Origin of the sequence: Pseudomonas endophytica (genome assembly GCF_001411475.1) — a bacterium.
Classification (GTDB): domain Bacteria; phylum Pseudomonadota; class Gammaproteobacteria; order Pseudomonadales; family Pseudomonadaceae; genus Aquipseudomonas; species Aquipseudomonas endophytica.
The window spans coordinates 1-14,479 of record NZ_LLWH01000172.1; the positions used below are offsets into that span (position 1 = coordinate 1).

A 14,479-nucleotide genomic window follows, 5' to 3' on the forward strand; every position below is an offset into this window, starting at 1 on the left:
TTCAGCGCATCGCCGTGGTGCAGGTTGAAGTTGCTCATGCCTGCGAACTGTTGATTGAGGATCGGGATCAGGTCTTTGTCGAGTTCCACGACGTCCAGTTGGCCGCCGCTGCTCAGAATGCCTTGAGTCAGCGCGCCTTGGCCCGGGCCAATTTCCAGCAGACGGTCGCCCGCCTTGGCATTGATCGCGCGCAGGATGCGGTCAATGACGCCCGCATCGTGCAGGAAGTTTTGACCAAAGCGCTTGCGCGCCTTGTGTTGGTAATGCTCGGTCATATACGGGTCTCGGCCATCTGATAGGCGGTTTCCAAGGCGACTTGCAGGCTGCCAGTATCGACGTTGCCGCTGCCTGCCAGATCCAAGGCGGTGCCGTGGTCGACAGAGGTGCGGATAATCGGCAAGCCTAGGGTGATGTTGACTGCAGCACCAAACCCTTTGTATTTCAGTACAGGCAGACCTTGGTCATGGTACATCGCCAGCACTGCGTCGCAGTGCTCCAGATATTTGGGGGTAAACAGAGTGTCGGCTGGCAATGGGCCACGAAGGTCTATGCCTTCGCGACGCAGACGCTCTAAGGTTGGTTCGATGATGTCGATTTCTTCATGGCCCAAATGGCCGCCTTCTCCGGCGTGGGGGTTGAGCCCACAAACCAGAATGCGCGGCTGGGCAATGCCGAACTTGTGTTGCAGATCGGCATGCAGAATTCGGGTCACCCGCGTTATACGCTCGGGTGTGATTGCATCGGCAACCTGACGCAGCGGCAAGTGGGTGGTGACTAAGGCCACGCGCAATCCACGCGTAGCGAGCATCATCACCACTTGCTCGGTGCGGGTCAGATCTGCCAGAAATTCGGTGTGGCCAGAAAACGGGATGCCTGATTCGTTAATCACGCCTTTGTGCACCGGCGCGGTAATCATGCCGGCGAAGTCGCCCTCTAAACAGCCCATGGCCGCGCGGGTCAGAGTGTGCAGTACAAATGCGGCGTTGGCTTTATCCAATGTCCCTGCGGTGACACGTGCAGTGAGCGGTGTATCCCATACGAAGAGGCTACCTGCAGGTGCCGGTTGGTCTGGCCAGTTGTCCGGGCTAACCGACAGCAGGCTGACGGCCACGCCCAGTTGCGCGGCCCGCTCGAGGAGCAGGTCGCGGCTGGTAATGGCAATCAGGGGATGTGGCTGGCGTTGCGAGGCGAGAAGCAGGCACAGGTCGGGGCCTATGCCTGCCGGTTCGCCGGGTGTCAGTGCAAAACGCTGTGTTTTCACTGTGCTTGGTCTGCGCTCTCTGCCTGGTTGGTTGCACCAGGAAGTTTGATTTCTACATAGGCTTCGTCGCGGATCTGACGCAGCCAACTTTGCAGTTCTTCGTCGTACTTGCGGTTACGCAGAGCATTCATAGCCTGCTGCTCGCGGGCTTGGGTCGTGCTGTCAGTAGCGCGACGCCCCAGAACTTCCAGAACATGCCAGCCGTATTGAGTGCGGAATGGCTTGGACAGTTTCCCTTGCGGGGTTTCGGCCATGACTTCACGGAACTCAGGCACCAGCGAGTTCGGGTCGATCCAGTTCAGGTCGCCACCGTTGAGAGCGGAGCCTGGGTCTTCCGAATAGGTTTTAGCCAGGGTGGCAAAGTCTTCGCCGGACGCAATGCGGTCGTGGATTTTATCTGCCAGTTCCTTGGTTTGCGCCTCGGTGCGGATTTCACTTGGCTTGATCAGGATATGACGAACATGCACTTCGTCCACCATGACGGCTTCACCGCCACGCTTATCGAGCAGCTTGAGAATAATGAAGCCGCCGGGTGTGCGCACGGGTGGCGTCACGTCACCGATCGGCATTTCGCTCAGCATGCGGTCGAAGGGTGGTGGCAATTGGCCGGCTTTACGCCAGCCCATGTCGCCGCCATCCAATGCCGTGTCACTGCCGGAGCGGGCAATGGCTAGCTGGGCAAAGTCTGCACCTTGCTTGGCTTGTTTATAGACGTCTTCAGCTTGTTTGGCTGCCGCCTGAACGGCGTCTGAGCTTGCGCTATCAGACGTCGGGATCAAGATATTGGCCAAGCGGTACTCTTCGGACAGCTGCATCTTGCCCAAGTCGGACGCGAGGAAGTTTTTCACTTCCTGATCGGTGACCTGAATACGCTCAGCCACACGGCGTTGACGTACACGGCTGATGATCATTTCGCGACGAACCTGTTCACGGGCGTCGTCATAGGACAAACCGTCGCGGGCCAACGCCTGACGGAACTGATCAGGGGTCATGTTATTGCGCTGAGCAATCGTGCCGATGGCCTGGTTCAGTTCTTCATCAGTGATGCGAATGCCCGAGCGTTCGCCGATCTGCAATTGCAGGTTTTCGACAATCAAACGCTCAAGCACTTGTTGGTCCAGAACGCTGGCAGGCGGAACACCCTGGCCGCGCTTGGCGATGGTTTGCTGAACTTCGTGAACGCGCTGGTCCAGTTGGCTCTGCATGATCACGTCGTTATCGACGATGGCCACCACCTTATCAAGGGGTTGTACTGCAGCGTGCGCGGCTGCAGTACCCAGGAACAATGCGCCCAAAACCAGGGGGCGCAGACACTCAGAAAGCTTGATCTTCACGTTCACGATAACCTTGGATGCCTTTGTCGAGGAAGCTCTCTACCTTGGCGCCAGTAACGCCGCCGAGACCTTTCAGCACAATTTGAAGGAAGATCCCATGGTCGCCCTTTTCGTTTTCTGGGGCGGCTTGGGTGTATTCGTCATTGGAAACCCAGTAGCGACTGATCACGCGCATTTTCCAGCAGCAGTTGTCGTACTCAAAGCCACCAAAGGCTTCCAGGGTACGGTTGCGGTTGTAGTCATACTGCCAGCGTGAAATGGCGCTCCATTGCGGCACAATCGGCCAAATGATCGAGAAGTCGTGCTGCTGGATTTTGTAGTAATCCTTGATGTAGCCGTTCTGCCCTGGAGACAGGTAGTCACCGCCGAATTGCCATTTACCGGTGTACTGGTTGTACACCACTTGGTCATTGCGATAGCGATAGCCCAGGTTGACGACCTTGTTCGGGTTGTCTTCAGGCTGGTAGTGCATCATCGCGCTGCCAGAGCGTGGGCTGCGGGTTTCTGGGTCCCAGTTGTAGTCGGCGGTGGCGCGCCAGTCGCGGTTGAAGCGGTAGGCGTACTCGAGTGCATACGGCGAAACGCTTGCAGTCGAGTCGTCACGGTCGGCGTCGATACCTGGCAACTGAACCTTACGGTCCTTGAAGTAGTACGCCTGGCCAATGCTGATGCGTTGACGTTCAAAGCCGTTTTCTTCGATCCAGCGGCTGGTCAGGCCCAGCGACAGTTTGTTCTCATCACCTACGCGGTCAGAGCCGGTAAAGCGGTTGTCACGCCACAGCGAGGAATAGCTGAAGGTGCTTTCGCTGGTGTCGAAAACAGGAATGTCTTCTTGGTTGCGCTCAGGCACATACAGGTAGAACGCACGTGGTTCCAACGTCTGACGGTAATTGGTGCCAAACCAGTTGGTGTTGCGGTCGAAGTACAGGCCACTGTCAACGCTGGCGATAGGTACGCTACGGGTTTGAGAGCTGTTGTAGTCCTCACCCGCGAGCAGAGTTTGTTTGCCGGTGCTGTCCAGATCAAGATCGTACTGGGTGTACATGTACTTGAGGGACGGCTTCAGGAAGCCGTAGCTCCAGTTCATCGGCAGTGACATGGCGGGTGCAAGGTTCATACGTGTGCCATTGGCACGCGCAAGGCCTTGAATGTTGTTGTCGAGTCGTGGGTCGACTGTGCCGTTTTCGTTGGTGTAGCTACCTTTTTCGAGGCTACGTTCAAACCGCACCAGCTCAGTGTTGTAGGTGAAGTCCAGACCGCCCGGGTGATACGGCAGAGCACCGTTGAAGGTGAGCTGCGGCATCTGGTTGTACGGGGTGACCTGGGTCACGGTCGCTAACTGGTAAGCGTGCACATTCAGCTTGGCGGTGAAGTCATCGCCACGGTAGCTGACGGCCGCTTGCTGGTTCAGGTAGTCCTGACTTTCGACGCCCACTTGATCGCTTTGCAGATCTTGGAAGTAGTACGGATCGCTGATCTTGGTGTAGTCGACTTCGGTCATGACACGTGAATCAAGCCCACCCTTGTGTTGCCAGTTGAGCATGTAACGGGTGTCTTTGTAGTCGGTCTGACGCTTACGGTCATCGTTGTCGTCGTTGAGGTACGCAGCGCCGAACTGTCCTTCGCTGGACTCGGTCAGGTAGCGGAACTCACCTTCCATCAACAGACCGCGCTTGGTCATGTAGCGCGGGTACAACGTGGCATCGTAGTTAGGTGCCAAGTTGAAGTAGTACGGGGTCACGAGCGTAAAGCCGGTGTCGGTGCTGCTGCTGAAGGACGGCGGCAGGAAGCCGGACTGACGGCGATCGTCGATCGGGAAGTAGATGTAAGGGGTGTAAAGAATTGGAATGTCTTTAACCCTGAGCGTCACGTTGGTCGCCGTACCGAAACCGGTGGCCGGGTTCAACGTGATGTTGTTGCCTTTAAGCTGCCATGCGTTGCTGTTCGGCTCGCAGGTGGTGTACGTACCATCCTTGAGGCGGATGATCGCGTCTTCAGCACGTTTGGCATACAGCGCACTGCCGCGGATGCGCGACTTGTGCAACACATACTCGGCGTTGTCGACTTTGGCGGCACCGGTGTCCAATTGCACGTCGGCGTGGTCGCCAACCAGCAGTGCGCCGTTGTCACGCAGACGCACGTTGCCGGTCAGTTCGCCACGGCTCTCAGCTTGGTACAGGTTGGCCTCGTCAGCTTCGACCTGCATGCTGCCTTGGCGCATGACCACATCACCGGCCAGCGTCGCGATTTGTTCTTCCTGCTGATAGCGGGAAGCTTTGGCGCCAATAAAGGTTGGCGCATCGCTTTTGCTGGTGGTGTCGCGCATGCCGGGACGCGTGGGCTCGATATAAGCACCAGAGCAATATGGGCCGGTTTCAGCCAGTTGCGCTGGCGTGAGCTTGTCACGTGGGACCCAGTCGAGGTGGCTGTAGTCAGCACTGCGCGCCTTGAGGCCACGGCCTTTGGCCGATGTTACCAGCGGAGTCTGCTCGGCTTGTTCGCCTGACTCACCACTGGCTTGGGCCACATTAGTGTTGTGCGCTGGGCGTGGTGGCAATTGCGCAGTATTTGCTTTAGGTGCGCAATCCCAGCCACCCGTAGCCGAGGCGGAACAGTCATACTGCTCCTCGGCGACAACGAACGGCACGGCGAGAGGTTGCATGGCCAGCAGACTGCCAGTTACCAGCAACGGAAATTTTTTACGAAACGCGGGGGATTTCAATGCCATCTTATTAGTCCGGGCTTCCTGCGTGCCATCAGCCCGCGGTGGGGGACCGCACGCCTATCGATGGTCTGGAAAAGATTCTGGATAATAAAGCATGACCCGCTTGACGGCTAGCGCCGTCGGAGACCCTTGTAATGCCTGACCAAGATGTACGCTTGCAACACCTGAACGTTTGGCTGGATGAGCAGTTGAGCACCTTGTTCGAGAGTGAAGGTTGGGGGCCCGTACCCCCGGCCACATTGACTGCGGCCAGCAGTGACGCGAGTTTTAGACGCTACTTTAGATGGGAAGGTGAGGGCCATAGTTTTGTCGTTATGGACGCCCCACCGCCCCAAGAAAACTGCAAACCTTTCGTCGAAATCGCTGATTTATTGCGTAGCAGCTTGATAAATGTGCCAAAAATTTATGCTCAAGACCTGGAGCGTGGGTTTCTTTTGCTCAACGATCTGGGCAATAAAACCTTTTTGGACGTGATCAACAGCAGCAACGCCGATGAATTGTTCAAGGACGCCATCGAGGCGTTGCTGGCCTTTCAGCAACTGCCGATGACCGAGCCTTTGCCCAGCTATGACGTGGCTTTGCTGAGGCGTGAGCTTGAACTGTTCCCGCAGTGGTACGTACGTGAGCATTTGGGCGTTGAGTTCAATGATCAGCAATTAGCCGCCTGGCAACGCGTCAGCACGCTATTGATCGACAGCGCGCTGGCACAGCCTCAAGTGCTGGTACACCGCGACTTTATGCCGCGCAACCTAATGCTCAGTATTCCTAACCCCGGCGTGCTGGACTTTCAGGATGCGGTGTATGGCCCGGTGACCTATGACATCACCTGCCTGTTCAAGGACGCTTTTCTCAGTTGGCCAGAAGAGCGCGTGCGTGCTTGGCTGCAAGACTACTGGAAGCTGGCCTTGCCGCTGGGCATCCCGGTTCACGCCAATTTCGACGCCTTCTTGCAGGCCAGTGATTTGATGGGCGTGCAGCGACATTTAAAAGTGATCGGTATTTTTGCCCGCATTTGTCACCGTGATGGCAAACCACGCTATCTGGCCGACGTGCCGCGTTTCTTCTCTTATATAGACGCAGTGCTGGCGCGTCGCCCTGAGTTGGCAGAGCTGGGTGAGTTGTTTGCCAGCTTGGGTGTGTCGACCGAGGCTCATTCATGAAAGCGATGATCTTGGCAGCAGGCAAAGGTGAACGCCTGCGCCCGTTAACCTTGCACACACCAAAACCGTTGGTGCGTGCGGGCGGTGTGCCCCTGATCGAGTACCACCTGCGCGCACTGGCGGCAGCAGGTTTCACCGATATCGTGATCAATCACGCCTGGCTGGGCCAACAGATCGAAGATTATCTGGGTGACGGCTCGCGCTTGGGTGTGAGCATTCAGTACTCAGCCGAAGACGAGCCGCTGGAAACCGGTGGCGGGATTTTCAAAGCCCTGCCACTGCTAGGCGATAGCCCGTTTGTGGTGGTTAACGGTGATATTTGGACTGACTACGACTTCGCCAATTTGCGCCAGCCTCTGACCGGGCAGGCGCATTTGGTGCTGGTCGAGAACCCACCGCATCACCCAAACGGGGACTTTTGCTTGAGCAGTGGCCACGTGCAGGACGCTATTGTTGGGGCTGACACGCTGACTTACAGCGGGATTGCAGTCTTGAACCCGACGCTGTTTCAAGGCGCGCAACCGGGGGCATTCAAACTCGCCCCCTTGTTGCGCAACGCAATGGCTGCCGGGGCGGTCACAGGCGAGCGGTTACGCGGGCAGTGGGTGGATGTCGGGACTCATGAACGCCTAGCTGAGGTTGAATTGTTGATTAAGGGCAACGACTAAGATGCTGTGGCCAGGGACTCTAATCGGGGCCGGTGCTGGGTTTCTCATTGCCAGTATTCCGGGGGCCATGCTCGGTGGCTTGTTAGGACAAACACTGGACAGGCGACTGCAACTGCACAGTTGGGCGCAAGCGCGCGAGCGCTTGGGTGGACGCCCAGCCTTACGCAATGACGAGTTGTTGTTTGTACTGCTCGGGCGGCTGGCTAAAAGTGGCGGGCGAGTGGTGGATAAACATATTGAGCAGGCGCGCCTAGAAATGCGCCAACTCGACATGGGGCCTGATGCGCAGCAACGTGCGATTGCCGCGTTTAACCGTGGCAAGTCCGGGCAGGACTCTCTGCGTGGTTATCTGGTGCAGTTAAAGTCCCAACCGCCGGCGGTCGAAGGCGTGCTGCGGGCGTGTTGGCGAATGATCGTGGCGGACGCTCGGATTGCCCCTCAAGAGCGTGAATTGATTGTTCAATGGGGGCGGTGGCTGGGCTGGTCGCGCCAGCAAGTGAACACACTGGGCGCCGATTACGAGCCGCAAAAAAAACCGCTGGCGACCCGCGGCGGTACGTATCAGCAATCGTTGACCTTGCTCGGGGTGACTGCCAGTTCAGACCCCGAGCAGATCAAGCGCGCTTACCGGCGTTTGCTCAGCCGTCACCACCCGGACAAAGTGGCGGGCGCCGGAGCAACTCCGTTACAGGTGCGGGAGGCCACGGAAAAAACCCGCGAGTTACACCACGCTTATGCGTTGATCCGGGAGTATCGCGGCTTCCGTTAGTCCGGCTTATCCACCGGCTGTGGGCTGAGCCAGCCGCGAACTCTGCGCAACAATTGCTCCTGCTCGGCCTCTCGGTTACCGGCAAGGCTATCCAGCCCGACTTGCTCAAAATGTGAGCGACTCATGCTCTTGATGGCTTGCGAGCGCTGCAGGGCAGCCTTGTGTATGAGGGGCTTGTCTTTATAGAACACATCTAGCAGCGGAACCGAAAGTGTGGGTGCCAGTTGGTTTAAATCAGGCTCGACCAATGACGGGGTTTGTGCGGCCACCAGAATAAGTTTTTGCACCTGTGTCGAGCGCTTTTCGTTCAGATAGCGCGTCGCCCAATAGGCACCTGTGCCATGCCCGAGCAACACAATGCTGCGCATGTGCTGTTGCTGGGCAAAGGCAATGGCCGCATCGACTCGGGCGAAGATACGCTCGGCGTCGGCATGGGCTAGCGCCGCCTGAGCTTGATCAGGTTGCAATGGGGTATCGGCTTGTTCAGCGCCAGCACTGGCCGCCTGCTCGATGGGTTTGGCTGTGGTGCTGGCCTCTTTACTGCTACTGTTCGATGCCACGGTTGTAGGAATATTCTCTGATTCGACTGCCCTCGGCAGGCTGGCGTCGCTGCTCAGATCTGGCAAGCTCATGCTCAGGCTGGCCCAGCCTGCATCTGGCAATTTGTTGCGTAATGGGCCGACTGCACGAGGCCAGTCGGCGGTTTCTCCTGCGCCGGGAAGAATGATGACGACGCCATTGGCGTTTTGACTGTTTGCGGGTTTCCAAAGCGCCAGAAAGGTGTCATCCGGCGCTTGTAGTTGTTGCTGTTCTGCGGGCGGAAGTTGTCGTTCAAGCGCTGCGGCGGCTTCCTGGCTGCGCTCAGGCAGGGGTTGACGTACCGCAGTCATAGATTCGGCGGGCGTGGATGCCGGTGCAGGCTCGGCTGCCAGCACCGGCAAGGCAGATGCAAGGCACAAGGCCGCTAATGCTAGGCGCAAAGAAGACATAAGTGATTCCAGGCCAGAAGTTATCCGGCAGCGTAATGGGTGTGAGTGTTGCGATGAAGCGTTTTTGCTATCTGTTGGTTATCGGCTGGTTATGGTTGCCCTTGATAGGGTATGCCGCGTCCATCCCTCCTGCGCAACTGAGTGCTGAGCAACAGCAATGGCTGGCGCAGCATAAAGTGCTACGAGTGGGTGTGGTTTTACAGGCGCCTTACGCCAAATTCGACCAGCGCTTACAGCAGTTATCCGGGGCCAATGTTGACTTGATGACGTGGCTGGCGCAGAGCCTGAACATTGAGTTGATCTGGCGTAATTACCCGGACCTTGAACAATTAGAGAAGGCCGCTCTTAACGATGAAATCGACATGGCGCCGGGGCTGAAGCAAACCCCGGCTGGCTTGCGCCTATGGTTTTACTCTGACCCTTACATGCGGATCCCACAGTTACTGGTGGGTGAGCGAAATGGAGCGGTTTCGGTGGATCTTGATCGGGTCGACAGCCGCAGCAGTATCGCCGTGCGAATGCCTGGCGCCACGGCAGATTTTCTGCGCTCCAGTTATCCAGGTCTTACTCTCCATGGTGTGTCTTCAGAACGTCAGGCTTTGCTACGTCTACTGAGCCAGCAGGCGACGTACGCTGTGGTTGATGAAGCGCAGCTGGCGCAGCTGTCTGCGGATCCTGAGTTTGCAAGTTTGACGGTCGTGGGTGACATCGGCTTACCACAACTTTTGAGGGTCGGGACGCGTCGTGATTTACCGCAGTTGGCTGAAATCCTTGAGCGCGGGCTGCATGCCATCCCTGCGCGGGACATGGAGCAATTACATACGGTGTGGTTCCAGTCCAAGTTCCGGCGCTCAACGCAGTCTCACGGCTTTTGGCAAAACCTCAGCCTGTTGCTTGGAGCACTGATGCTGGCCTGCATGGCGATTGTGGTATGGCAGCGTCGGCAACAAAGTGTGCTGGAACAGTCGCTTTTGAAAGCCCGTGAAGATCTCGCCGAAGGAGCTGCCAGCGCAGAAGCGTTGCGCTTGACGCAGTTCTCCATTGATCAAAGCCCGTTGGGTATTTTATGGGTCAACTGGGACAGCCACATCCGCTATGCCAATAAGGCCGCCGAAACCATGCTCGGGTATACCGAGGGTTCGCTGCTAGATCGGCCATTGAGCGATTTCGAGCCGGGCCTGAATATGGACCGCTGGTTAAATCTATGGCGCTTCGCAAGGGGTAACGAGGACATCGCACAGCGTATGGAGGCGGTGTGTGTGCGTGCCGATGGTAGTGAGTTTCCGGCAGACGTGACCTTGAGCTTTCTGCGCTTTAAGCAGGCGGAGTACTTGGTGGTTTACCTGCATGACATCACCGAACGGCGGCAGGTGCAGGCTGCCCTGCAAGAAAGCGATGCGCGTTTGCAAGGTATTGCTGCCAATGTCCCCGGTTTGGTGTTCCGTTTAGAGCGCTCATTGCTGACGGGCGAGTTGGACTTTCCGTACATCAGTGAGGGCAGCGAGAGCTTGGTAGGTTTTTCTGCGGCTAGATTGCGTCAGCATGATGTTGGGTTGCGCAGCCTGGTGCACCCTGATGACAGGGCTGACTACCATCGCGTGCAGGACGCAGCCGTGGACAGTGACAGAGACTGGTCGTGGCAAGGAAGGATTCTGACCCGCGAGGGGATGCAGCGCTGGGCTGAGATTAAAGCCATCACTCGTCGTCTTGAGGACGGCACCGTGGTCTGGGACGGGATTGTCTGGGATATCAGCGAAAGCAAACGCATTGAGCTAGAACTGGACAGCTCTCGTGGCCAGTTACGTGAGCTTTCAGCCCACTTAGAAAGCGTGCGTGAAGAGGAAAAAGCGCGAATAGCGCGTGAAGTCCACGATGAACTTGGGCAGATGCTAACGGTGCTGAAACTCGAAGTTTCGATGTGCGAGTTAGCGTATGCCGAGCTTGATCCGGGCTTACACGAACGGCTCAATAGCATGAAAAAGCTCATCGCACAGTTGTTTCAGCTTGTGCGTGATGTGGCCACGGCTTTGCGCCCGCCGATTCTGGATGCGGGTATCAGCTCTGCGATTGAGTGGCAGGCCCAGCGTTTCGAGGCGCGCTCAAATATCCCCTGTTTGGTACAAGTCCCCGAACTGATGCCACCGTTGAGTGCCGCCAAAGAAGTCGGCTTGTTCCGAATTCTGCAGGAAGCCCTGACCAACGTGATGCGCCATGCGGACGCTCACACGGTTGAATTGACCTTGAGTGTGGAAGCTCGAGAGCTGTGCCTGACTGTCAGCGATGATGGCCGGGGTTTTGAACCTAAAGCGAGTAAGTCGACATCTTTCGGTTTAGTCGGGATGCGCGAGCGGGTTTTGATGCTGGGTGGCACATTGACCCTGCGCAGTGAGCCGGGCGAAGGCACTACGTTGGAAGTGCGCGTGCCATTGATTCAAAGCCAGACCCAAGTGACCCTTGAATAAGGACGTACCTGTGATTCGTGTATTGGTAGCAGAAGACCACACCATCGTGCGTGAAGGGATCAAGCAGTTGATCGGCCTTGCGAAAGACCTGTTGGTCGTAGGTGAGGCGAGTAACGGTGAGCAACTGCTCGAAACCTTACGTCATGTGCCGTGTGAGGTGGTGCTGCTGGATATATCTATGCCGGGGGTGAACGGTTTGGAGGCTATCCCGCGGATTCGCGCGCTGAACAACCCGCCGGTCATTTTAGTGTTGTCCATGCACGACGAAGCGCAAATGGCGGCTCGCGCCTTGAAGTTTGGCGCGGCGGGCTATGCGACCAAGGACAGCGATCCGGCATTGCTCTTAACGGCGATTCGCAAGGTGGCGGCGGGTGGGCGCTATATCGACCCGGACCTGGCGGATCGGATGGTGTTTGAAGTCGGGTTAACGGATGAGCGGCCGTTGCATGCGTTGTTATCCGAGCGTGAGTTTTCAGTCTTTGAACGCTTGGCCCAGGGCGATAACGTTAATGATATTGCTCAGCAACTGGCCCTGAGCAGCAAAACCATCAGTACTCATAAAGCCCGACTGATGCACAAACTCAACGTCACCTCGTTGGCGGAGCTGGTGAAGTACGCGATGGAGCATAAGTTGGTGTAGGTGCTGGTTGATGCGCCACCTATCTGTTTACGACAGTTTTATGACGGCTCTCAGCGTAGATACTGGGGCCGATTGCCAGGGATGCTCTATTTGCGACATCTATGTAGGGCAATCCCTACAGAAAGCTTTCCAACCTGCTGATGACAATCTCTCCTGCGCCCCGATTTCTGTGGGCTTGCACCTTCTTTAGTCTTGGATCACAGCAGTCCAAAACAAAAGGTGCGGTTATGAGTGAGGTCGGTGCAAGCGCTGGGGCGAGTGATATTTTGGTCAGCTTCCGTGGCGTGCAAAAAAGCTACGACGGCGAAAACCTGATCGTCAAAGATCTTAATGTGGACATTCGCAAAGGCGAGTTTCTGACCTTGCTCGGACCGTCCGGTTCGGGCAAAACCACCAGCCTGATGATGTTGGCTGGCTTCGAAACACCGACCGCCGGCGAAATTTTGCTGGCCGGGCGTGCCATCAACAACGTGCCGCCGCACAAGCGCGACATTGGCATGGTGTTCCAGAATTACGCGTTGTTCCCACACATGACCGTGGCCGAGAACCTCGGGTTTCCGTTGTCGGTACGCGGCCTCAATCGCACTGATATCAGCGAGCGCGTAAAGAAAGTACTGAGCATGGTGCAGCTCGATGCGTTCGCGCAGCGCTATCCGGCGCAACTGTCCGGTGGCCAGCAACAACGTGTGGCCTTGGCACGGGCGCTGGTCTTCGAGCCGCAGCTGGTCTTGATGGACGAACCGCTGGGGGCGCTGGACAAACAACTGCGTGAGCACATGCAGATGGAGATCAAACACCTGCATCAACGTCTGGGCTTGACCGTGGTGTACGTGACCCACGATCAGGGCGAAGCATTGACCATGTCGGATCGGGTGGCGGTGTTCCATCAGGGCGAGATCCAGCAAATTGCCCCGCCGCGCACCCTCTACGAAGAACCCAAAAATACCTTTGTCGCTAACTTTATCGGCGAGAACAACCGCCTAAGCGGCCGTCTGCACAGTCAAGAGGGCGAGCGCTGTGTGGTCGAGCTGGGCCGTGGTGAGAAGGTTCAGGCGCTGGCGGTGAATGTAGGGCGGGCGGGCGACCCGGTGACATTGTCGATTCGACCCGAGCGCATCACCCTCAAGGGCGCGAGCGAGTCCTGCGCGAATCGGTTCTCGGGGCGCGTCGAAGAGTTTATCTATCTGGGCGATCACGTTCGGGTTCGCCTAGAAGTGTGCGGCAAGACCGATTTCTTCGTGAAACAGCCGATTGCCGAGCTGGATCCCTCATTGGCCGTCGGTGACGTCGTGCCGTTGGGCTGGCATGTGGAGCATGTCCGTGCGCTGGACCCCGTCTTAGAGGCGAATTAATCGCCCTGGCTTCACCTAACCTGCACAGTGGAGAACAACAATGAATAAGGTTTTCAAGCTTACATCTCTAAGTCTCGGCCTGATGTTTGCGGGCACTGCGATGGCTGCAACGGACTTGACCGTGGTGTCGTTTGGCGGCGCGAATAAAGCGGCACAGGTCAAAGCGTTTTACACCCCTTGGGAAGCCAAGGGCGACGGTAAGATCATTGCCGGTGAGTACAACGGTGAAATGGCCAAAGTTAAAGCCATGGTCGACACCAAAAGTATTTCCTGGGATCTGGTCGAGGTTGAGTCGCCTGAGCTGGCTCGGGGCTGCGATGAAGATATGTTTGAAACGCTAGATCCGGCCCTGTTCGGTAACCCGGATCAGTACGTAAAAGGTGCAATCCAGACCTGTGGCGCAGGTTTCTTTGTGTGGTCGACGGTGCTGGCTTACAACGCCGACAAACTGAAAACCGCACCGACCAGTTGGGCGGATTTCTGGGACACCAAGCAGTTCCCGGGTAAACGCGGTTTGCGTAAAGGCGCCAAATACACCCTCGAATTCGCGTTAATGGCCGATGGTGTCGCACCCAAAGATGTGTACACCGTGCTGGCGAGTAAGGACGGACAGAACCGCGCCTTTAAAAAGCTGGATGAACTCAAACCTAACATTCAGTGGTGGGAAGCGGGTGCCCAGCCTCCGCAGTATCTAGCGTCAGGTGATGTGGTCATGAGCTCGGCCTATAACGGCCGGATCGCTGCGGTACAGAAAGAAAGCAATCTGAAGATTGTGTGGAACGGCGGCATTTATGACTTCGATGCATGGGCCATCCCGAAAGGCTTAAACAAAGAAAAAGCCGAGGCCGCCAAAAAGTTCATGGCCTTCACCTTGCAGCCACAACAACAGAGCGTCTACTCGCAAAACATCGCGTACGGCCCTGCCAATAAAGAGGCGATGGCTTTGCTGCCTAAAGCCGTGCAAGAAGACATGCCAACGGCCCCGCAAAACATTGCTAACCAAGTGCAAATCGACGTCAGTTTTTGGGCTGACAACGGTGAGCAACTGGAACAACGCTTCAATGCTTGGGCTGCCAAGTAAGCAATGCGCACACGCGGCGCGGCTGATTTAGCTGCGCC

12 protein-coding genes are annotated in these 14,479 nt (G+C 56.9%); 7 read left to right on the forward strand and 5 right to left on the reverse strand.

Annotated features, from left to right (window positions below; genetic code table 11):
* From AQS70_RS13290 to AQS70_RS13305, 4 genes are all read right to left on the reverse strand, one after another.
* The coding region (locus AQS70_RS13290; protein ID WP_277620591.1) for a ribosomal RNA small subunit methyltransferase A at window positions 1-275 on the reverse strand (275 nt) is incomplete at its 3' end.
* Entirely contained in the window at window positions 272-1,261 is a 990-nt protein-coding gene (gene pdxA, locus AQS70_RS13295; RefSeq protein WP_055103236.1) for a 4-hydroxythreonine-4-phosphate dehydrogenase PdxA, read from the reverse strand. The genes AQS70_RS13290 and pdxA, both read right to left, overlap by 4 nt.
* Window positions 1,258-2,601, reverse strand: a complete 1,344-nt coding sequence (gene surA, locus AQS70_RS13300; RefSeq protein ID WP_187331818.1) for a peptidylprolyl isomerase SurA — start codon at window positions 2,599-2,601, stop codon at window positions 1,258-1,260. The genes pdxA and surA overlap by 4 nt, the downstream gene beginning before the upstream one ends.
* On the reverse strand, window positions 2,576-5,323 hold the full coding sequence (locus tag AQS70_RS13305; RefSeq protein WP_055103238.1) for an LPS-assembly protein LptD: 2,748 nt from the start codon (window positions 5,321-5,323) through the stop codon (window positions 2,576-2,578). Before AQS70_RS13305 ends, surA begins: the two co-directional genes overlap by 26 nt.
* Window positions 5,324-5,454: 131 nt before the next feature.
* Here AQS70_RS13305 and AQS70_RS13310 point away from each other — a divergent pair, with 131 nt between their 5' ends.
* Genes AQS70_RS13310 through AQS70_RS13320 form a run of 3 tightly spaced genes read left to right on the forward strand, consistent with a single transcriptional unit; the run spans window position 5,455 to window position 7,917 of the window.
* Window positions 5,455-6,480, forward strand: coding sequence for an aminoglycoside phosphotransferase family protein (locus tag AQS70_RS13310; RefSeq protein WP_055103239.1), 1,026 nt, complete (start codon window positions 5,455-5,457; stop codon window positions 6,478-6,480).
* On the forward strand, window positions 6,477-7,148 hold the full coding sequence (gene murU, locus AQS70_RS13315; protein ID WP_055103240.1) for an N-acetylmuramate alpha-1-phosphate uridylyltransferase MurU: 672 nt from the start codon (window positions 6,477-6,479) through the stop codon (window positions 7,146-7,148). The genes AQS70_RS13310 and murU overlap by 4 nt, the downstream gene beginning before the upstream one ends.
* Window position 7,149: 1 nt before the next feature.
* Window positions 7,150-7,917, forward strand: coding sequence for a DnaJ domain-containing protein (locus AQS70_RS13320; protein ID WP_055103241.1), 768 nt, complete (start codon window positions 7,150-7,152; stop codon window positions 7,915-7,917).
* Here the strand turns inward: AQS70_RS13320 and AQS70_RS13325 are convergent.
* A complete protein-coding gene (locus AQS70_RS13325; protein ID WP_055103242.1) occupies window positions 7,914-8,906 on the reverse strand; it encodes an alpha/beta hydrolase family protein in 993 nt (330 codons plus the stop codon). The two genes, AQS70_RS13320 and AQS70_RS13325, sit on opposite strands and share 4 nt — an antisense overlap.
* Before the next feature lie 53 nt (window positions 8,907-8,959).
* Between AQS70_RS13325 and AQS70_RS13330 the strand changes: the two genes are divergently transcribed.
* From AQS70_RS13330 to AQS70_RS13345, 4 genes are all read left to right on the forward strand, one after another.
* Window positions 8,960-11,368 (forward strand): PAS domain-containing sensor histidine kinase, encoded by a 2,409-nt coding sequence (locus tag AQS70_RS13330; protein ID WP_055103268.1) that lies wholly within the window; start codon window positions 8,960-8,962, stop codon window positions 11,366-11,368.
* A gap of 10 nt (window positions 11,369-11,378) precedes the next feature.
* Window positions 11,379-12,008 carry a response regulator gene (locus tag AQS70_RS13335; protein ID WP_055103243.1) on the forward strand — a complete coding sequence of 210 codons (630 nt, stop codon included), beginning with the start codon at window positions 11,379-11,381 and terminating at the stop codon, window positions 12,006-12,008.
* Between the two features lie 227 nt (window positions 12,009-12,235).
* Window positions 12,236-13,360: an ABC transporter ATP-binding protein gene (locus tag AQS70_RS13340; protein WP_055103244.1), complete on the forward strand. Its 1,125-nt coding sequence runs from the start codon at window positions 12,236-12,238 to the stop codon at window positions 13,358-13,360.
* A 40-nt stretch (window positions 13,361-13,400) separates the two neighbouring features.
* Window positions 13,401-14,441 (forward strand): ABC transporter substrate-binding protein, encoded by a 1,041-nt coding sequence (locus tag AQS70_RS13345; RefSeq protein WP_055103245.1) that lies wholly within the window; start codon window positions 13,401-13,403, stop codon window positions 14,439-14,441.
* The last annotated feature ends 38 nt before the right edge of the window (window positions 14,442-14,479 follow it).